19 protein-coding genes are annotated in these 19,816 nt (G+C 61.7%); 2 read left to right on the top strand and 17 right to left on the bottom strand.

Annotated features, from left to right (window positions below; genetic code table 11):
* From HMPREF1316_RS08440 to HMPREF1316_RS08395, 9 genes are all read right to left on the bottom strand, one after another.
* Positions 1-597: a V-type ATP synthase subunit E gene (locus HMPREF1316_RS08440; protein WP_021726625.1), complete on the bottom strand. Its 597-nt coding sequence runs from the start codon at positions 595-597 to the stop codon at positions 1-3.
* Positions 598-677: 80 nt separating this feature from the next.
* Entirely contained in the window at positions 678-1,151 is a 474-nt protein-coding gene (locus tag HMPREF1316_RS08435) for a V-type ATP synthase subunit K (protein WP_021726609.1), read from the bottom strand.
* 1 nt (position 1,152) lies between these two features.
* Positions 1,153-3,171 carry a V-type ATP synthase subunit I gene (locus HMPREF1316_RS08430; protein WP_021726618.1) on the bottom strand — a complete coding sequence of 673 codons (2,019 nt, stop codon included), beginning with the start codon at positions 3,169-3,171 and terminating at the stop codon, positions 1,153-1,155.
* A 51-nt stretch (positions 3,172-3,222) separates the two neighbouring features.
* Positions 3,223-3,534: a hypothetical protein gene (locus tag HMPREF1316_RS08425; RefSeq protein WP_040651948.1), complete on the bottom strand. Its 312-nt coding sequence runs from the start codon at positions 3,532-3,534 to the stop codon at positions 3,223-3,225.
* Positions 3,535-3,724: 190 nt separating this feature from the next.
* A complete protein-coding gene (locus tag HMPREF1316_RS08420; RefSeq protein WP_156901040.1) occupies positions 3,725-5,350 on the bottom strand; it encodes a BCCT family transporter in 1,626 nt (541 codons plus the stop codon).
* A 145-nt stretch (positions 5,351-5,495) separates the two neighbouring features.
* Positions 5,496-5,816: a thioredoxin TrxA gene (trxA, locus tag HMPREF1316_RS08415; protein ID WP_021726566.1), complete on the bottom strand. Its 321-nt coding sequence runs from the start codon at positions 5,814-5,816 to the stop codon at positions 5,496-5,498.
* A gap of 11 nt (positions 5,817-5,827) precedes the next feature.
* Positions 5,828-6,772, bottom strand: coding sequence for a thioredoxin-disulfide reductase (gene trxB, locus HMPREF1316_RS08410; protein WP_021726585.1), 945 nt, complete (start codon positions 6,770-6,772; stop codon positions 5,828-5,830).
* A gap of 28 nt (positions 6,773-6,800) precedes the next feature.
* Entirely contained in the window at positions 6,801-8,129 is a 1,329-nt protein-coding gene (gene grdH / locus HMPREF1316_RS08400) for a betaine reductase selenoprotein B (RefSeq protein WP_084620915.1), read from the bottom strand.
* Positions 8,130-8,159: 30 nt separating this feature from the next.
* Positions 8,160-9,488: a glycine/sarcosine/betaine reductase component B subunit gene (locus HMPREF1316_RS08395; RefSeq protein WP_021726589.1), complete on the bottom strand. Its 1,329-nt coding sequence runs from the start codon at positions 9,486-9,488 to the stop codon at positions 8,160-8,162.
* Between the two features lie 436 nt (positions 9,489-9,924).
* Between HMPREF1316_RS08395 and HMPREF1316_RS08390 the strand changes: the two genes are divergently transcribed.
* Entirely contained in the window at positions 9,925-10,665 is a 741-nt protein-coding gene (locus tag HMPREF1316_RS08390) for a DUF5714 domain-containing protein (protein WP_021726630.1), read from the top strand.
* Positions 10,666-10,712: 47 nt separating this feature from the next.
* Here the strand turns inward: HMPREF1316_RS08390 and HMPREF1316_RS08385 are convergent, their stop codons facing one another.
* Both HMPREF1316_RS08385 and HMPREF1316_RS08380 read right to left on the bottom strand, forming a co-directional pair.
* Positions 10,713-11,630 (bottom strand): TDT family transporter, encoded by a 918-nt coding sequence (locus HMPREF1316_RS08385; RefSeq protein ID WP_021726565.1) that lies wholly within the window; start codon positions 11,628-11,630, stop codon positions 10,713-10,715.
* 76 nt (positions 11,631-11,706) lie between these two features.
* Positions 11,707-12,222, bottom strand: a complete 516-nt coding sequence (locus tag HMPREF1316_RS08380; RefSeq protein WP_021726560.1) for a C-GCAxxG-C-C family protein — start codon at positions 12,220-12,222, stop codon at positions 11,707-11,709.
* Between the two features lie 188 nt (positions 12,223-12,410).
* Between HMPREF1316_RS08380 and HMPREF1316_RS08375 the strand changes: the two genes are divergently transcribed.
* On the top strand, positions 12,411-13,193 hold the full coding sequence (locus HMPREF1316_RS08375) for an acyl-CoA dehydratase activase (RefSeq protein WP_021726575.1): 783 nt from the start codon (positions 12,411-12,413) through the stop codon (positions 13,191-13,193).
* 109 nt (positions 13,194-13,302) lie between these two features.
* Here HMPREF1316_RS08375 and HMPREF1316_RS08370 read toward each other — a convergent pair whose 3' ends face one another.
* The 6 genes from HMPREF1316_RS08370 to HMPREF1316_RS08340 all read right to left on the bottom strand — a co-directional run bounded on the left by HMPREF1316_RS08370 (position 13,303) and on the right by HMPREF1316_RS08340 (position 19,681).
* On the bottom strand, positions 13,303-14,106 hold the full coding sequence (locus HMPREF1316_RS08370; RefSeq protein WP_021726580.1) for a 2Fe-2S iron-sulfur cluster-binding protein: 804 nt from the start codon (positions 14,104-14,106) through the stop codon (positions 13,303-13,305).
* Positions 14,107-14,409: 303 nt separating this feature from the next.
* Positions 14,410-15,570, bottom strand: a complete 1,161-nt coding sequence (locus tag HMPREF1316_RS08360; RefSeq protein ID WP_198009634.1) for a mandelate racemase/muconate lactonizing enzyme family protein — start codon at positions 15,568-15,570, stop codon at positions 14,410-14,412.
* Between the two features lie 52 nt (positions 15,571-15,622).
* On the bottom strand, positions 15,623-16,384 hold the full coding sequence (locus HMPREF1316_RS08355) for an ABC transporter permease (RefSeq protein WP_021726619.1): 762 nt from the start codon (positions 16,382-16,384) through the stop codon (positions 15,623-15,625).
* 36 nt (positions 16,385-16,420) lie between these two features.
* On the bottom strand, positions 16,421-17,527 hold the full coding sequence (locus tag HMPREF1316_RS08350) for an ABC transporter substrate-binding protein (RefSeq protein ID WP_021726563.1): 1,107 nt from the start codon (positions 17,525-17,527) through the stop codon (positions 16,421-16,423).
* 81 nt (positions 17,528-17,608) lie between these two features.
* The gene (locus HMPREF1316_RS08345; RefSeq protein ID WP_021726620.1) at positions 17,609-18,391 is read right to left on the bottom strand and encodes an ABC transporter ATP-binding protein; all 783 of its coding nucleotides are present in this window, start codon (positions 18,389-18,391) and stop codon (positions 17,609-17,611) included.
* A 132-nt stretch (positions 18,392-18,523) separates the two neighbouring features.
* Positions 18,524-19,681 (bottom strand): double-cubane-cluster-containing anaerobic reductase, encoded by a 1,158-nt coding sequence (locus tag HMPREF1316_RS08340; RefSeq protein WP_021726594.1) that lies wholly within the window; start codon positions 19,679-19,681, stop codon positions 18,524-18,526.
* Between the last annotated feature and the right edge of the window lie 135 nt (positions 19,682-19,816).

Here is a 19,816-nt window from a genome sequence, read left to right as displayed (position 1 = left end):
TCACTCCTGAAAGAGCAGCTGCGCCACACGATCGCGTAGCTCGTCCGCACGCTCGGCAAAGAGGGCGTCCAGCGTGCAGCTCACGTCGACGAGTCCGTAGCGCAGTATGAATCCGCCGCCAAGGTCCTCGTCCACGCCCTCCACCTTGAGGGAGCCGCCCCTCTCACGCACGAGGGCGTTCGCGCGCTCCTCGAAGTCGGGTGGCATGCGCGCCTCATCGGCGGCCGAGAGCAGCAGCGTGCCGGTCCCCGACGTCGCATAGCGCCCAACCAACTGCAACAGCATGGGAAAGTAGGCGTCTGGTTCCAGGGAGCGCAGCTCGTCCTTGGCCCTCTCCAGAACAGACTGGACGAGGGCCTGCTTGTTGGCAAGGCGACGCTGCCCCACGATCATGTCGCACTTGGACTTCGTCCTTCGCCGTGCCAGCTCGGCATCATCGGCAAGCCTGGCACGCTCGGCCTCCAGCTCCCCCTTGGCAGAGGCATGGGCGGCATCGAGCGTCTTTTGCGCGGCATCCTCGGCGTCAGCCACGATGTGCAGAGCGGACTCATCCGCCTCTTGGGCGATAGCCGCGACAATCGCTTCAATTCCTGCCATGTATAAACCTTCTTCTCCTGCGTAGGCCTTGTCAGAAACCACGGATGGGGACGCCGTGCCGGCGCGCTCCAGCACGCTGGCTAGATGACGGCAATGTTCGAGATCGCGAGGATGCTCACGAGGAGGGCCAGGATGGCGTACGTCTCGACCATGGCGGGGAACAGCATGGCCTTACCGAACTGGTCGGGGCGCTTGGCCACGATGCCGATGGCGGCGACGGAGGTCCTGCCCTGGTGATAGGCGGAGATGAGGCCCACGATGGCGATGGGCAGGCAGGCCAGCATGAGCAGCAGGCCCGTGTTGGTGTCGGTGACGGCAGTGCCACCCAGGACGCCGATCTTGGTGAGCGTCACGAACGTGATGAGCAGGCCGTAGATGCCCTGGGTGCCCGGCAGCAGCTGCAGGATCAGGACCTTGGCGAACTGCTCGGGATCCTCCGCCGTCACGCCCGAGGCGGCCTGTCCGGCCAGCCCGACGCCCCAAGCGGAGCCGATGCCGCCTCCCACCGTCGCCAGCACGGCGCCAAGCAAAGCGAGAACCATTCCCAGACTCATGTTATGACTCCTCTCGAATCTCTACATACCTATGGCTGGTGCCGAAGGGCGCGAACGCCTCACCGCCACCGTCATAGAACTTGCCAAAGAACTCGACGAACTGCAGTCGGTTGGTGTGCACGTACGCACCGAGCATGTTGATGCCGATGTTGAGCGTGTGCCCCAGGACGAAGATGAGCACGAAGGCCACGATGCCCAGGGGGGTGGGCCCCATCATCGCCGCCATCATGTTGACGACGTTGGCGATGACGCCCGTCGCAAGGCCCAGGGCCAGAAGGCGCGAGTAGGACAGCAGGTCGGAGAGCCAGCCGGTGACCCCATAGAGGTCGTAGAGGCCCGACGCGATCCTCACGCCCCAGTTGGCAGAGTCGCGGCTGCCCAGGAGGACCACCAGGATGGCACCCACGGCCGCACACGCGTTGGACAGCGTGGCCACCCAGCCGGGAAGTGCCACCGAGAACCCCGCGATCGAGGCAAAGAGGTCGGTGGGCAGCAGCATGAAGATGAGGCCGACGAGCAGGAGGTACCACGAGAGGACCTCGCCCACGAACCCCAGCCCGTCCCCATCCTTGAGCAGTTCGTACCCCTTGATGCCCAGGCCCACAAACAGGTGGATGACACCAAAGAGCAGGCACCACATGAGCAGCGCCATGGGGTTGGCCATGGGCTCGAACCAGAGGGGCCTGACGATCTGGGGGCCCTCATAGCCAAAGAACGTGGTCGCGATGGTGTCTATGGCATTGCCGAAGATGCCGCCATACATCAACCCCCAGAAGGTGGTCGACAGGCCACACCAGAAGAAGAGGCGCAACATGCGGTTGGTTCCCTCGCTCATGTCGTGGTGACGCGCCAGGACGATGCCGCACCCCAAGGCCACGACGATGCCATAGCCCGCATCGGAGAGCATCATGCCAAAGAAGATCACGTAGAAGATGGACATGATGAACGAGGGATCCACCTTGCCGTGGCGCGGCAGTCCATAGGACTCAAGGACGGGCTCGACGGCGGCAGAAAAGCGGTTGTTGTGGAGCAGTGTAGGCTCCTGTTCTCCTTCGCGGGCCTCCTCGAACTCCACGCAGGCCCCATAGCGCTCCTCGAGCAGCCCCTTGACCGCCGGGGCCTGCTGGGCCGTCACCCAACCCTCAAGAAAGAAGACGCTCTTCGTCTCGGGCACGGAGGCCAGAAGCTCGTAGCGCGCGGCCCGGTCACGGAAGTAGTCGGCACAGGTCTCGAGACGCGAGCGCAGGGGGGCATAGGAGCCGATTGTGCGCTCCGCCTCATCGATCCGGTCGTGCTGGCGCTCGATGTCCGTCTCGTAGCCAGCCATGAGTTTGGCGGGCGTGCCATCGAGCGAGGACGACGGCCGCGCAAAGCCCAGCCTGCGCAGGTTCTCCTTGACCTTCTCGGACACACTGCGCAGGTACAGCACGCACGCATAGGTGAGGCCCGCCTCGCGCGTGAGGACCCGCACCTCGACGGGGGGGTTGTCCCCCAGACCGTCCGTCAGTTCCTGCACAAGCTCCTCGGCCGTGGCGTCGCCCTGGAAGGTGCCGGCGACGAACGCCATGTCGCGGGTTCCCGTGTAGTCGAAGGGGACATCGAGGCCCATCCAGGGCCTAAGGGCCGCCTGCGCCACCTCGTCCCTGCCGATGGTGTTCTGGGCCTCACGGATGTCGTGCTCCAAGTCGACGATGTCACGCCCGGCATCCAGAAGCTCGTCCGCCTCGGCCTTGCTCCTGTCAAACTCCTTGCGCGTGACCCTTTGCTTGCCCTCGAACAGCGAGAGCCCGCGGTGTCCCTCGGGAGCGTACAGCGAAAGCACCTTGACGGCGCCGTCGAGCTGCGCCGCATAGCGATTGAACTGCACGGCGGTGTCGTGGGTGTCGGGAAACGCCATGTCCTGAGCATCAAAGCCCTGCTCCACCTGCATGACGCCCATGGACTGGAGGATGCCCAGTATGTCGCCACGACGGTTGGTCATGGCGCAGATGCCAAGCTTCTGCATCTTTACCACCGCCATGTGACCACTCCCCTCTCTCTTCGCAACCTATGATGAACTACGATGCCGCACCTAGGACAGCGCAAGCTCCTTGGCCGCGTCGACCGCAGCTGACATGCGCTCGTCGGAGGGCTTGCCGGTTCCATCCGCATCCTCGAGCGAGGTGGCCTGCGCGGCGCTGAGCGCCTCCGCCTCGTCGCGGCGCCACTGCTGCTCGGCCGCAGCACGTAGGGAGCGAGCCTCATCGTGCGCCCGCGCCTTGATGTCCTTCGCCTGCAGCTCGGCCTCGTGCCTGATCCGCTTCGCACGCTCCTGTGCCTCGGCGACAACGGTCGCGGCATGCGACTCGGCCTCCTGCACCACGCCTATGCTTTCCTCAATCATCCCATCACCCCGACTCATCAGGTGCGCGGACGCTCCCACGCCTCACGTACGGCAGACGACAGACCGAGAAACGATCTCTCCCGAGACGGGCACGCATTGGATGCGTCCCTGTGGGAGGGGTGCCACCGTCCATGGTCTGAGCGATGACACCCAAGAACCAACCTATCAAGTCACCAGAGGAAGAGCGGACTTACGCGACTCCCTTCGTGGGCTCTACCTCAGTGCGGTGATCATCGTACCAGGCCTGGTCGATAGCGATCGTCTCCTTGAGCGAGCGCCGCGAGCCCGATTCTGGGTCAAACTCGTTCTTGAGGGCCTTCACCACCGCCACGATGACACCCAGGCAAATGAAGCCGAAGGGGAAGGCGCCGATGACGGAGATGGTCTGGACCGAGGAGAGGCCACCGGCAAGCAGCAGGCCCATGGCAGTCGCACCGAGGACGAGGGACCAGAAGACGATGATGCGCTTGGGAGGGTTCTGCACACCACGAGAGGTCATCATCGAGCATACGAGCGTGGCTCCATTGGCCGAGGTGATGAAGAAGACGAGCAGCAGCACCATGCAGAGCACGGACAGCAGACCGGAGAGCGGCATCTGGTTGAGCATCGCGAAGAGGCCCAGGGAGACGTCCTTCGTGATCGCCTCGGAGATTGCCGTGACCCCACCGTTGAGCGTCAGGTCGATGGCGTTGCCACCCAGGACGGTCATGAAGAAGAACGACAGAATGCTGGGGAAGATCAGGGCACCGATGACGAACTCGCGGATGGTGCGACCCTTGGAGATGCGCGCAATGAAGCCGCCCACGAAGGGTGCCCACGCAATCCACCAGGCCCAGAAGAAGATGGTCCACCCGTCAATCCAGCCATTGGTCTGGGAGAACGCGTCGACCCAGAAGCTGTCCTTCACGATGTTGGTGAGGTAGTTGCCCAGGCTCTCGGTGAAGTAGTCCATGAGGAACGTGGTGTTGCCCGCAATGAACAGGAACACCATGACGCCGATCATGATCCACAGGTTGACGTTGGCGCAGAGGCTGATGCCCTTGTCGACGCCGGAGACGGAGGCGACGGTATAGATGATGGTCGCGATGACGACCACGGCGAGCATCGTGGGGATGCCCGAGGGCAGGCCAAACTCATAGCCCAGGCCACCGGAGATCTGAATGGCGCCCATGCCCAGTGAGGTCGTCACGCCAAACACCGTCACGATGACCGCGAGGGCGTCGACGATCTTGCCAAACAGGCCGTTGCAGGCCTTCTCGCCAAAGAGTGGGACGAACACGGAGCTCAGCAGGGCCGGCTTGCCCATGCGATGCTGGAAGTAGCCAAGCCCCGCACCAATCACCACGTACGCCGCCCACGGGTGGAGGCCCCAGTGCAGGAACGTATAGTGCATGGCGTCCTGTGCCGCCTGGATGGTGCCCGGCTTGGCGGTGGGCGGCTGAATGAAGAAGCTCATGGGGGCGGCAACGGAGTAGAAGACCAGACCGATGCCCATGCCCGCAGAGAAGAGCATGAAGAACCACGAGGCGAAGGAGAACTCGGGCTTGTCGTCATCCTTGCCCAGCTTGACGTTGCCATAGCGACTGAAGGCAAGGAACAGCGCAAACGCCACGAATATCGCCATGAGCAGCATATAGAACCAGCCAAAGTTCGTCGTCATGCCTGAGAACAGGCCGGCGATGACGTCGGCGGCCTGGGCAGGGAAAAGAAGCGTCGAGATGATGACGAGAAGGCAGACGACGCCGGCGATGGCAAAGACCTGCTTGTCGACCATTTCCCAACCACTCCGCTTTTCGGACGTACTCGAATCAGCCATGCTTCTCTCCTTTCTCTTCACGAAAACACACGTTGTATATGTAGCCAGAAGGGCGTGCCGCGCGAGTACGCGGCGACACGCCCCAGACAGAGCCGCATCAAGGACACAGCACCAGGCAGTGCGTTTGGAACAAGGGATCCAGAAGCTAGGCGATGGCCTTCTTGATCATGGCCTCGATGCTCTCGACGGTGGCGTCGTCCTTGACGACCTCGTCGACGATCTCGCCGTTCTCGTAGATGCGCATGACGGGAAGACCGAGGATCTTCTGTGCGATAGCCAGGCGACGGGCCTTGGTGGTGTTGAGCGCGCAGAACTTCAGCTTGTCACCGTACTGCTCGGCGTACTCCTCCACATGCGGCTTCAGCGCGGCGCACGGCACGCAGCCGTCACCATAGAAGTCGACGAACACCTTGCCATCGGCCTTGAGAACCTCGTCATCAAACGTCTTCTTGTCCAGCTCCAGCATTGTCGCTCTCCTCACTTCATCTCACTGATGTAACCGTTGGCCTGCATGGCAGCGATAGCACCGTCCGCGCAGGCCGTAACTACCTGTTTCAAACTCTTGTGGCGGAGGTCACCGGCGGCATAGACGCCCTCGATGTTGGTGTGCATGTCATCATCGGTCACGATGTAGCCACGCTCATCCATGTCCACCTGACCAGCAAAGAGATCTGTCGTCGGAATCATGCCGATGAATCCGAACAGGCCGAAGATGCCATCGTCGGGATCAGCCTCAACGGTGGTGAGCTCACCGGTCTTGACGTTGCGGACGACCATCTTCTGAAGGATGTCGTCGCCATCGACCTCGTCGACGACGCTATCCCACATGAAGTCGAGGCCCTTGCACCTGAAGGCACGTTCCTGGATGGACTTGACAGCACGGAGCTCGTTGCGACGGTGGATAAGCGTGACGCTACGAGCGAACTTCGTGAGGTACATGGCCTCCTCGACAGCCGCGTCACCGCCGCCGACCACATACACGGGAAGGTCCTCGAAGAAGTCGGCGTCGCAGGTGGCGCAGAAGGAGATGCCCCTGCCCACGAACCTCTCCTCGTTCTTGCAGCCGATGGGACGATGGTTGGCACCGGTCGCCAGAATGACGACCTTTGCGTGATACTCGCCGTTGGCACAGACGACCTTCTTGGGCTGACCCTCCAGCTCGACGCTCTTCACAAGATCGCTCACGCGTTCGCAGCCAAACTTCTCCGCCTGCTTGGTCATACGAGCAACCAGGGACGGGCCACTCTCTCCCTCGAGCTGCTGCCCAGGATAGTTCTCAATCTCATCCGTGATGGCAATCTGGCCACCATCCTGCGCTTTCTCGATGATGAGCGTAGAGAGGCGCGCACGGCCGGAATACAGACCCGCTGCCAGGCCCGCAGGGCCAGCGCCAAGAATGATTACGTCGTATACCTTGTCCATAACTGCCAAGTCCTCCGATCCTTTGCCCTTAGATCTTTACCTTGAACACGGTCTGCTCGGTAATCGGAGTCGCCAAGGCATCAAGCGCTACGCCGACTCGGTGATACCGGAGCTTCCACTGCTCTTCCTTCGGCGTAGAGGGATCGCCGAGAGGATACGGAATGGAGATGGTCGGCACGATGCGATTGGCGCCCACCGTCGTGGAGACGGGGACGAGGTTGCACATGTGCACGACAGGGAAACCAGCGCGCTCGAAGACCTTTACCATCGTTGCACCGCAACGAGTGCAGGTGCCTCAAGTGCTGCCGACGATGATGCCGTTGACGCCATCCTCCTTGAGGAAGGGGATCATCTCGGACGCCATGCGGGCAGCCTCGGACTCGGTGGTACCGGTGCCGACGGTGGAGTAGAAGTACGGGTGGAGCTTGCCGATCTTGCCTTCCTTCTCATAGGCGCGCATGGCGTCCACGGGGACGCAGACGTTGGGGTCTGCATCGGCGGCGGCAGGGTCGTAGCCGGCGTGGATGGTCTTGTAGCCATTGGACGCACGGTTGGGAAGGGCATCCAAGCTCGAGATGTCGTAGCGACCCCAGCGCGTCGCGGAGGCGGACTGGATGCGGTCGGGGTTGTCCACGGGCACGATGCCGCCGCTGGTCACCAGGGCGATGTTGGCCTTGGAGAGGTCGACGATGGGATCGGCGATGGGCACGACGTCCTTCTTGGGGATGACCAGCTCCGTCTGATAGGGCTGACCCTTGATCTTCTTGATGAGCATGTCCACGCCGCGGAAGGCCGCAGTGTTCTCGTACTTGTCCTCAAGGAAGATCTCGTGACGGATGCCACGGGGGAAATACCCCTCGGCCACGGCACCCATGAGGGGCGCACCGGACAGGACCTTGTTGGCAAAGCCGATCATCTTCTTGAGGTCCTTGCGCATCTTGGCGGCCGCATTGGCACCGCTCATGATGTAGCAGTCCTTCTTGAACATGTCGACGCCCGGGTTCTCCACGTTCATGGACGTGATCGTGGGAACCCCGAACTTCTCATGCACGGCCTTGCAGACGTTGCCACAGGCGACGCCATAGCGGCCAGCCTGGAAGGCGGGGCCGGCGATGAGCATGTCAAACTCGAGGCCATCGAGGAAGCCCAGAATCCGGGAGATCGCCTCATCGGTGTTGGAACCCATGAAGTTGTCGCCGCAGATGATGGTGTGCGTGACCTCGGCATCAACCAGCTGCTGGTTGGCGGCCATGGCCGGACCGACGACGCCCTCGCGAATCTCGGGCTCGAAGTCGGCCTTGTCCTCGCCGCCGATGCCGCCGAAGAACTGGTTGACGTAGTAGATGACTTTCTTCATTTGCTTACCTCCTTTACCTGTATCGAATGCCTACACTTCTGCCATGGTCTTGACGGAGAATCCAGAGATGTGGTCCCCGCAGAACCAGTTGTTGTCCTCCATGATGATGGAGCCATCGTCACGGGCGGACTTGCCCAGGATCTCATCGTAGCCCCAGGAACCGGACATGCCATCGCGATTCATGGCCTCAAGGTTGCCGATGACGGTCTTGCAGGCGGGAAGCTCGGTAAGCTCGCCCACGTTGCCCGTAGAGACCAGGGCGGTAAGCTTCTCGTTGAGCACGACGAGCGGCTGGCCCTCGCCATCGCGGCCATCGGACTCGTTGGAGACGCCCACGACGGGGATGCCGGCATCCTCCAGGATGACCTGGCAGCGCACGTAGTCGGTGTCGGGGTTGCCGTAGCCCTCCTCGGTGACGAGCGCGTAGTCAACGCCCAGGTTGAGGGCGATGTTGCGCACCATGACCGCCGAGCGCTCCTTCTGGTTGAGGGCGACGTTCAGGTTGGACATGATGACGCCCACGAAGTTGTAGTCGATCCCGTCGTGCTTGAAGAGCTCCTTGATAAGCGGGAAGTTCTGGAACTCGTACGTCGACCACTTGGAGGAGGCGGGCATGAACGAGCCAGAGATGATGCACCCATCAAACACCTCGGTGGGGCTCAAGAAGGTCGGCAGGAAGTGGTTCATGTCCCAGCCATACAGCAGGTCGTTGTAGCCCATGGCCTCCATCTGGGACTGGGGCTGCAGGACGATGGCGACGTTCGGGAGGTCCTTGCGAGCCTCGTCGCGCTTCAGCACGGGGTCGAACACGTAGGTCTCGGTTTCGTCTGCGTCGACGTCCTTGATGATCTTGCCCACGTACTCGGCCAGGCGGTGTCCAGCCCAGCGAAGGGCGTGGTTGCACTTCTGCTGCTCGTGACGCTCGAACTCCTCGTCGGTATCGCCTACGAGGCAGATGTTGATGAGCTTTGACCAATAGGTGTGCTTGGCTCCCTCGCCACCCATGTCGATGACGCCGTCGCCGAACGAACCCCACTCCTTGCCAACGACCGTGACGCACGTGCCCTTCGCGGCCTTGAGCTCGCCATCACCGGCCGGCACGACCTCGTCGGTCACACCGGGGAACACGCAACGGCCATCCATGCGGACACGCGGCTCGATCGTCTCGATGACGGGGACGATGCGGGTGTCGTCGCCAGGATGCGCGATGACGATGTCAAGCTCGGTGATGTGATCGTCCTCGCCCTTGAGGTAATCGATCGCGCCCTGCTTGTCGATCGTCAGGATGCCGTCCTTGAACGAGTTCTCGCTGCCGAGAAGCACGTCCTTGACGTTGACGTTTCCAATCTCCAGTTTCATACGGCTCTTGCTCCTTTCTTCTTCCTTTGCTGTTCTTCCTACAGATGCCTTACCGTAGAGCGCCGACAGGCTGTGGACGCACACAGCCCGCTGTGGCCAAGGTTTAGGATACATAATCGCGATTATGTATCCTAATGACCAGAGGCCAGTCCAAAGCTGAGTCATGGCCGTCGGTGAAGGGTAGCCTCTCGGCTCCCAACGGGCGCGGCCACACTCGGCTCACGGCCAAGCAGGCAGGACCATCAAGCGTTTGGTGCACAGGTAAAACGAGCCGCAAAAGAGGAATCGTAAGACATGGAGTAGGGCCGCACCTCCCTTCCGGCTGGAAATGGCTTCGCTAGGACTGACTCCATATATAATAGTAATCGCAGTAAGTCAAATTCAATAGCAAACGGTCAACGGTAGTAATTCCTAGCGAACGAAAGGGTGATGCTCCATGGGAAGGCGCGGGCATGACGTCGACGAGTGCCTGATCTGCCATGCGGAGCTCGAGTACCTCGAGCACGAGGAAGCCATGGAGTGCGCGATCTGCCACCGCACCTTCCCCAGCAACACCCGTTGCGTCCATGGGCACTTCGTATGCGACGACTGCCACCGTCGGGGCCTGGACGCCATCGTGGGCGTGTGCAGGGCCGAGACCACAAGCGATCCCATCGCCATCATGGAGGACCTCATGGGCCAGCCCTTCTGCCACATGAACGGTCCCGAGCACCACACGATGGTGGGTGCGGCACTCCTTACCGCCTACCATAACGCCGGCGGTGAGCTGGACCTCGGGGAGGCGCTCAAGGAGATGCTCTCCCGCGGCAAGCAGGTGCCGGGTGGGATCTGTGGCATGTGGGGCTGCTGCGGGGCTGCGGTGAGCTGTGGCATCTTCATGTCCATCGTCACCGGCACCAACCCCTTCTCGGAGCGGACCTTTGGCCTGTGCAACCACATGACCTCGGAGGCCCTCGCCGCCGTGGCCAAGGTCGGAGGCCCGCGCTGCTGCAAGCGGGAGTCCTACCTCTGTCTGCTCGTCGCCGCGCGCATCGTGCGCGAGGAGCTGGGCGTGACGCTCACCCCCTCGCGCCCCGTGTGCACCCGGGCCGCCCAAAACCGCCTGTGCACGGGACTCGACTGCCCCTTCAGCCCCCTCCATGCCCAGAAGGAGGCCGGCGCCACCCTTCAGGGATGACGCCGGCCGGGGGCTGCGTTCTCTGTGAGGCAGGGCCCAGGCGGGGCCTAGGCCTCCTTCCGGGCGAGCGATGCGCAGAAGCGGACGTACACGTACACGCAGAGCACCACGGCGATGACCGTCTCGACGAGCACCACGGGCCCCAGCCATGGCAGGGGCGCACCCATCTTGGCCGCCATGGCCATGACCTGCTTGGAGGCGATGGCGCTGATGACGAAGGGGAAGGTGAAGGACGCCCAGCTGGGGAAGAACTTGGCACCCAGGAGCGGGATGGCCCTCACGAGCGAGATGACGTAGATGATGGTCGCGATGGCGAGCAGCGCCAGGGCGAAGGGCAGGGACTTGGGCTGGCCGGACTGGACGTAGCCGGCCACGCAGAGGCTCGTAGGCGCCGCGTAGATGCAGAACACCGGACGGGCGGGCTCGGGCACCTCGGGCAGGCGCACGTAGCGCACCGTCACCAGCACGAGCAGGGCGACGAGGCACACCAGGCCGAACCAGAAGGCGATGTTGCCGAAGGCCTCCATGCCGAAGGCGGGGGCCGTCACCGAGGCCACCACGATGCCCACGTAGACGATGTAGTAGCTCGCAAAGACGGTCTTGAGCTCCAGCTTGCGGAGGAACTTGAGGCTGAACCACACGATGAGCACCAGGTGCAGGGCCACGGCGCAGACCCACAGCGCGAAGGCGAAGCCGTGAACGAGCGGCGCGATGTAGGTGCTCAGGAGCATGAGGGCCATGGGGAAGGTGCCCGCGACGCTGGCCTGGATGGGGTTGTCGAGCGCCTTGCGCACGCCGGCGGCATCGACGACGAGCTTGCCGACGAGCAGCACGATGAAGACGAGGGAGAGCACGCCGCAGATGCCGCGTAGCACCTCGGAGTAGCTCTGAAGCAGGTTGCCGAGGGCAGCAAAGCCCAGGGCCACGCCCGCGAAGGGGATGGAGACACGCTTGAGCAGGCTCATGGAGGCCTATCCTTTCGTCGTGAAAAGGGCCACCACACCTTAGCGCGTGGTGGCCCCGCAGGGACGCTATGAGGTGCTAGGCGGCAGCCTGCTCGTCGAGGTTGGTGAGCTCCATCTCACGGCAGATGATCTCGGCCGTCTTCCTGGCGCAGAGGCCGGTGAAGTGGATGCACTGGGCCTTGTGCTCGCCGGAGGCCATGTCCATGCCACGGGTGAGGACGCGGCAGCACAGGGCATGCTTGCCGTTGTTGTCACGGAACCAGTCGTGCAGCTCATGGGTGAGCTCCATGACCTTGACGGAGCGCGGGTCCTTGGGACCGTTCTGCTCGTGGCGACCGAAGAACATGCCCAGAGCCATGACGCCGCCGTTGGCAGCCCCGCACATGCAGCCCGAGCGGCCGACGCCCACGGCCATGCCGGAGGACATCTCGATGATGGAATCGGGCAGATCCAGGCCAAAGCCGTCGCGTATGGCGGACATGACAGCCTCGCAGCAGTAGAAGCCACCGGCGTAGAGCTCCTCGGCGGCCTTGCCGATCGCGGATGGGCTGATCTCGTTCTTGGTCACCTTCACGTTGCTCTCAAGTGCCATCTCTCTCCCTCTCCTCTCGGACGGACCCCGCCCTCATGGGCTTCCGTGGACGGGGTTGCCAGCAGACCCAAAAAGCCTGCATAATACATGTGTATTATAGTATTTGATTTCATTTGAAAAAGAAAGTGAAATAGGTGGGAAGCTGCTCCCGTAGGCGAGCGGGAGCAGCGCGAGAAAGGCGACGAGACATGGCCCAATGGTTCGTAGGCGTGGACATCGGCTCGACGGCCACCAAGGTGGCGGTGTTGGACGAGGCGCTGGACACCCACAGGCTCCTGCTCATGCCCACCGGCTACAGCAGCAGAGAGACGGCCGAAATCGTGCAGGAACAGCTCCGTGAGGCGCACGTCGACGTCGAGTCCCCAGATGTCACCACCGTGGCAACCGGCTACGGACGCATTGCCGTCCCCTATGCGAAGACGACAATCACGGAGATCACCTGCCATGGCCGGGGCGCCACGCGCCTCTTTGGCGAGGAGGGCACCGTCATCGACGTGGGTGGCCAGGACACCAAGGTCATCTGCCTCAAGCATGGGCGCGTGACGAAGTTCGCCATGAACGACAAGTGCGCCGCGGGAACGGGGCGCTTCCTCGAGGTGATGGCCAACCGCCTGGGCGTCACGCAGCAGGAGATGTCCGACATGGCGCGCACGGGGAGCGACACGAAGATCAGCAGCATGTGCACCGTCTTCGCGGAGTCGGAGGTCATCTCCCTGGTGGGGCGTGGCGAGCCGCGCGAGAACATCGCCCGTGGCGTCATCGACTCCGTAGTGGGTCGCATCGCCACGCTGGCGGCACAGGGCCAGGGCGCCCCCTACTTCCTCACGGGCGGCCTCTGCGAGAACGCATACATCATCGAGGTCCTCTCGCACAAGCTGGACTCCCCCGTCTCCAGCTGCCCCGAGGCGCGCTACGCCGGTGCGCTGGGTGCGGCTCTGGAGGCGGAGCGCCACGCCACCGTGGGCGCGTAGTGCAAGGGGCCGAATGCCGTCGCTTGCAGGGCGGCCATGGCCAAGACAGGGCCAGGATGCGACGGATGGAGTGTTGTCGCCAGGCGCGGCCCCGATCCATGCGAGGGCGTCATGCACCTGTGTGGACGTCGCCTCGGCTATGAAGCGCGAGGAGCAAGCGCTCGCCCGCCAGGCAGAGGCAGCGGACGGCAGACTCGAGGCGATCCTTCCCTCCCCGTGCAGGCAGCAAGCTCAACCGTGCCTTCCCCGCATGGGAGAGGCCGAGTTCCGCTGCAGTCCCAGGAACACCCGAGTCACCCTGGAGGAGCAGATCGAGGGTTACCTCATCCGCAGAGATGACCATGACCCGAACCCTTCCGGGAGCCACGTGCAGACGATAGGTCAGGGAGGGCACGAAGAGATCCAGCGCATCCACGAGCAGACGGCGCAGGAGGAGCCGCCTGTGCGCTAGGTCCTCGGACGGGCAGGCGAGACGCTCCTCGGGGCCACCACCATAGGCAAGCAACGGGTCAGGCAGTGCCGCCACGTGCAGGGCACGCCCATGCGAAAGATCGACGAGGGCGCAGAGCAGCTCCGCGGCACCCAGGGCGAAGGCACACCCGTACGTGCCCGCCGGGGCAGGGTCGTGCTCGACGTCGTTAAGCTGGAGGTCGACGCCCTTGGGACGCTCGACGAGATGCGTCAGGACCTCGATGTCACCAGCGACCTCCTGTTGGCAGGCGAGCACGTCCCGCCCCGCTTCGTCCGCCAGGCTCGTCCCCTGCGCCGCGACGGTGACCGCACACTTGCCGCAGGCGCCTCGACCCCGGCAGGGCGCATCCATAAGCCCATGCCCAGAGAGCAGCTCGTAGAGGTTCTCCCCCTCTGCGCACTCGAGCACCCTGTTCTCGCGAACCAGACGGACGCGCGCCATCTCTCCCCCTTCTTGACATGCGAAGTCACCCTACCATTCGGCAAGGCCACAAGCGGCTCTCGTCGGAAAAAGAGCACGGTATGGGAGAACTGCTCGGGATCGGAGAACCAGCCGCCCTTGAGGACGGTCTTGAGGACGTCGGGGGTCGGCAGGACAGCTTGACGCGGCAACAGCCGACCAACGACGAGAATAACAGCCGCAGCCAAGCAGTGGTGGGTGCAGAGGAGGAGTCTCCCCTCACTCACGGCAGCTGTCAGGGAGTCCTGGCGGCTGCCGTGAGCGAAGCATGCGTTGGTTGACGTGCTACCCGACCGTAGCCACGTCCGCATGTTCGAACACATAGGGGCTGAGCTCGTTGCCCAGGCCCGGCAGGTCCGGGATCGAGCAGTAACTGCCCTCAGGCTGGTAGTCGTGGACGCACAGACGACGGTTGTAGTCGTAGCGGTTGTACACGTGGTGCTCGTGGATGGCGAAGTTGGGCAGCGTGCACTCGAGCTGCAGCGCCGCGGCGGTGAGCAGGGGGCTGGAGCACACGTGCACCTGGACGCCCACATCGTAGGTCTCGGCCATGTCCGCGACCTTCTTGACCTCGGTGATGCCACCGCAGTTGCCCAGGTCCGGCTGAATGAGCTGCACCGAGCCGTCCTCGAGGTACGGTGCATACTGCCAGCGCGTGTACACGCGCTCGCCCTGGGCTACGGGGATGTCGAGCTTGTCGCCGATGAGCTTGGTGATCTTGGGGGTTGGCGTGCAGGGCTCCTCGAAGTAGTAGATGCCGTAGGGCTTCACTGCCTCACCCAGCTGGACGGCGGACTGTGCATCGACGTTGGAGTGGTTCTCCATGATGATGTCCACGTCCGGCCCCACCTCCTCACGCACGGCGGCAACACGGTCGCGCACAAGGTTCACGTAGCGCGGGCTCAAAAGGCGCGTGGTGTCCTCGTAGCCGAAGCGGTGGCCGTCCACGTCATCGAAGGTGAGGAAGTCGATCTTGATGGCGTCGTAGCCCTCGTCGAGCGCCTTGCGGGCGTTGCGGCGGTAGTCCTCGAGGGAGACGGCCGGCGTCTTCCTGTCATCCCAGCCAAACTGCAGCTGGCTCGCGTAGCAGCGCAGGCGGTCACGCATCTTGCCGCCCAGCAGCTGGTACACGGGGACGCCGAAGTGCTTGCCCTTGATGTCCCAGAGCGCCACGTCGATGGCGGACATGGCGGCGAAGATCACGGGGCCGCCGTTCTGTCCCCAGAAGCTGGTGCGGTAGAGGTCCTGCCAGATGAGCTGGCTCTGGAGCGGATCACGGCCGATGATGAGGCGGGAGAACTCCTCGAGGGCCGCGCGAGCCGCGGTGGAGGGACAGCCGTAGGCCATGCCACACTCGCCGTCCCCAAAGATGCCCGCATCGGTGTGGATGCGGCACAGCACCGGAGACCATGCGGGGTTGTCGGTGGGCCTCTCCTGCAAATGCATGATGTCTATCTTGGTGATTCGCATAACGCCTCCAATGAGCTCAGAGTTCCACCTAGTCCATGGACCACTCGAGCGCACGATTCTTGAGATGCTCGAAAATCTGCATGACGATCACGAGAACAACAACCAGGAAAATGAAGCCGGCCCACGTTTCGGGGTAGAGGCCGTAGTCCGCATACTTCTTGACAAAGAAACCCATACCGTACTTTGCACCGTACATCTCTGCATAAACAAGCATGACAAACGAGCCACGCAGAGAGGTGACGAAGCCAGAGAGAATGGAAGGACTGGCTGCTGGGAGAATCACCTTGAAGAATTTCTTGACTCCCCGCAACTCGAGGGCAGCAGCATTATCGAGATAGGTCTTGTTGATGGTCTGGATACCTGTGATGGTTGCAAAGAGCGTCGCCCATATGGCCTGATAAATAATTAAGAAGAGCGACGCACTCCAAAAGTTAGGGGCTAGCAACAGGGCAAAGGGAGAGAGCAGAATCGAGGGAACCACGCTGATAGTGTAGATAACCGGATGAAGCACCTCGCGGGCGCGTCTGTTCATACCTAGAATCGACCCAACTGTCAAGGCGATGGTGCTAGCGATGACTAGGGCCGGAACGAGAAGGCCAAACGAGGAGAACATGTTGATGACCATCGTTTGGCTATATTCTTTGAACGCCTCCGCAACCTGCCCCGCAGGCGGGAAAAGGAAGGCATTGATGAGCTTGTTGTTTGCTATGAAGACATACAGGGCGACGAGCCCAGCAAAGATCAAAAAGGTAATCCAATATTTCTTGATGAAAGCGCCGACCCTGTCCATGCTACGCCCTCTCTGTCCTCTTCCGTCGCCAGTGTTCTACTTGTTTTGATTCTCAAAGAACTCCTTGCGGCTCGCCCACCACTCGGGATACTCATCCGCATGCTCCTCGGAGATCTCCTTAAGGGCGTTCTCATAGAAGCTCGTGTCGATATGATCCTCAAGTTTGAAGTTGGCCGCTTCCTCGTCACTGACAAGGTCAATCTTCTGCATGACCTCGTAGGTATCCTCAATCTTGTGCTTGACTGGGTCGATATCGGGTCTGTAGTGCTCGTTCTTGAGATAGGCAGCCACATACTCCTCGTTGGTGTTGAGCTCCTTGGCAAGAATGGTGACACACTCGTCAATATTGGCCTGGAAGTAGGCATTGGCACGTACCATGGCGCGCATGAGAGCGCGCATGGTCTTGGGATTGCTCTTGACGAAGTCGGTACGCATATCCATACGGCAGCAACCGTACTCGGACATGAGTTCATCCGCATACACGACGATGTCCACGTCATCAGAATTGTTAACGGTGTAGAGCATATCGCCCGACATATAGCCATAGTCGGCCTCACCCGCAACGACGGCAGCCAAGCGATCAGCAGAGGTGTTGGTACTTACCCAGGTAACCACCTCGTTGGGATCGTAGCCAGCCTGGATTAGGGCGTAGCAGACAGGAATCTGGGGGGCTTTGTGAGCAACGCGCTTGCCCACGAGGTCATCGATTCCGTTCCACGTGGTACCCTTCTTGGCAATGAGGTACATGCCCTGCAACATGTAGCCGCCCACGAAAGTGAAGTCCTGGCCAGTCACCATCTGCTTCAAGGGGCCGGAGGTACCCTGGTTCGACGTAATATCAATGGCACCGGAACCCAAAGCGGTCATGGCATCGGTATCGTTCTGCACGGGATCTTCAACGACGGTCAAGCCCTCGTCAGCGAAGTACCCCTTCTGCTGGGCAAGGGTCACGAAGATGTTGCCAGAGTTGGCGCGGCCCCAGTGAATAGTATCCACTTCAAGGTCGTGCGCAGCCGAGTTCGCAGGAGTTGGCGCATTGGCCTCGGAGTTGTTGCAGGCACCGAGAGCCAGACCAGCTCCAACGGCGGCGAGGTCGCCAAAGAAGGACCTACGAGTAAGGCTTCCAGAGAGATCGTGCGGCATGCTCTTTCCTTTCTTCGTACTGGTCGCGTAATCCATTGCAGGCCATAGAGGACCACGGGAGCGTGATTGGACAACCCCACCTCATTCGACGTGAGCGGTGATATCCATGTTCATGCGCTTCACGAGGTCGTTCCTGAGGCTGAGGATCCACGGATCATCGAACTGCGTCTCGCGAGCCGGACGATGCTCCGATGGAATCGAAACATCGAGGATGACTTGGCTCGGAGATTGCCCCAGCATGCAGATGCGCGTGGCAAGTAGCAGGGCCTCATCGACGTCATGGGTCACAAAGAAAACAGTCTTTTTCTCCTCCTCCTTCTGCCAGAGATCCATGACAAGATCTTGCAGACGGACCCGTGTGACGGCATCAAGCGCACCAAATGGCTCGTCCATAAGAAGTGTCGGGGGATCAATGCCAAAGGCGCGAGCTATCGCACAACGCTGCTTCATGCCACCAGATAACTCCCTCGGGAGCTTCCGATAGATGGAAGGATCCAGTCCCACCTCTATGAGCAGCTGTTCCACGCGCTCCCTAAGTGCGGCCTTGCCTATCTCTGGAAACTTTTGATGAAGACCTAAAGAGATGTTCTCCCCTGCGCTCATCCAAGGAAAGAGACCATAGTCCTGAAAGACGATTCCCCTGCTTAGGCTCGCTTCCGAAATCGGCTGGCCGCCGGAGAGAATCTCACCTGTGCTTGGCGTCTCCAAGCCAGCAATGAGCCTGAGGAGTGTAGACTTTCCACAACCGGACTGCCCCAAAAGACAAACGAACTCACCGTCTTGAACATCCAGATCAAGATGCTCGAGGATTAGTCGGTCAGTACCCTTGTACGCAAACGACAGGTCCTTGATGTGGACTCCCATGACTTCCCCTCGACCTTGACTGCTGCAAAGATTCCCGCACCCCACTACATAGAGGACAGTTCATCTGACAAATGAGGCTCAACTATAAAGAGGCACCCTCAACAGTGAGAGCGTCGAGCAAATAAGCCCGTGCTATAGCATCTCGATGAAGGCGGCGATACGCGTGGAGAGCTGGCCCGAGTCGCCATCGGAGTAGTCGGTCTCGAGCTTCATGTAGGGCATGCCCATCCCATCGCAGAGGCGCTCGACGAGCGAACCCTCCACGTTGAAGGGGTGGCAGCCTGTGAGCACGTTGTCGATCACACCGACCACGTGGTACTTGTCACAGAGGTCGCGGATGGAGTCGAGGCGGCCCTGGTTGGGCGTCATGACGGCGCAGTTGATCTTGAGGTAGTGGTCGGAGATGGCACGCAGGATGTCCGGCGCCTCCGGATCAATCATCATGCGACTCGTGCGCTCGCCGTTGCAGGAGTCGTTGCAGACGATGACGCCACCGCTCTTCTCGATGACCTCGCCAATCTTCTTGATGACGCCACCGGTGGGGCAGCCCGTGATCATGATGCGCTTGGCGGTAGAGGGCACGGGGCGCTCGCCCGCCTCATAGGCGGCCTTGTGCTCGGCCACGCTGCGCTCAAGGCTCGCGGCGTACTCCCCGCAGTCAAAGTAGAAGGTGCCAGCAAGGGCGGAGCTCATGATCTCGCAGCCCCAGGTCATCGGAGGCTCGCTCACCTGAAGCTCCGCTTGATCGATGACGGCCTGCCGCAGGCGGTTGCGCTTGCGGGCGGCGTCGCGCAGCTTCTCCTCCGTCACCTCCACGCCCAGCAGCTCCTCGATGTGCTCCTTGAAGAGCTTGACCTCGTCGTACCATGCGTCGAACTCGTAGGCACGGTCGTGACCATTGGGTAGGCGCAGCACGTAGGTGTGCTTGATGTCATCCAGAAGCTCGTACATCTTCTTCTTGCCGTCGCAGGTGGTCTCGCCAATGATGAGGTCGGAGAAGTAGGTGTAGGGGCACTTGTCCGTGAGGGCGAAGCCGTAGGTGGACTTGATGAGCGGGCAGAGGCCACGCGGGAGCACCGTCTCGGCGGCCTCCACCGTCTCGTCACTGGTGCCACAGAGTCCCACGCTGGAGACGCCCGCCGCGTCCAGCACCTCGAGTGGTGCGTAGGAGCAGAGGTAGCCCGCGAGGCGACCACCACCCTCCTTGAACTCCTTCACGCGCATGAAGTTTGCCTTGCGCGTGTCGTTGTACTCATCGAAGGTCTTGGGCAGCGTGACGGTATCCGGCATGGCCTGCGCTTCCTCTCCCGCACCGTACCTCGTACAAGCTGGGGTGTGGCACGATCCCGTGCATCTGTCTATTTGGACAATAGTATAATATTAATCGCGATTAATTTACACGATTCTACCGTACGTATTTGTCGT

Source organism: Olsenella profusa F0195, assembly GCF_000468755.1.
GTDB lineage: Bacteria > Actinomycetota > Coriobacteriia > Coriobacteriales > Atopobiaceae > Olsenella_F > Olsenella_F profusa.
Note: the sequence above shows the minus strand (reverse complement) of the source record. Positions and strands in the feature narration are given on the sequence as shown.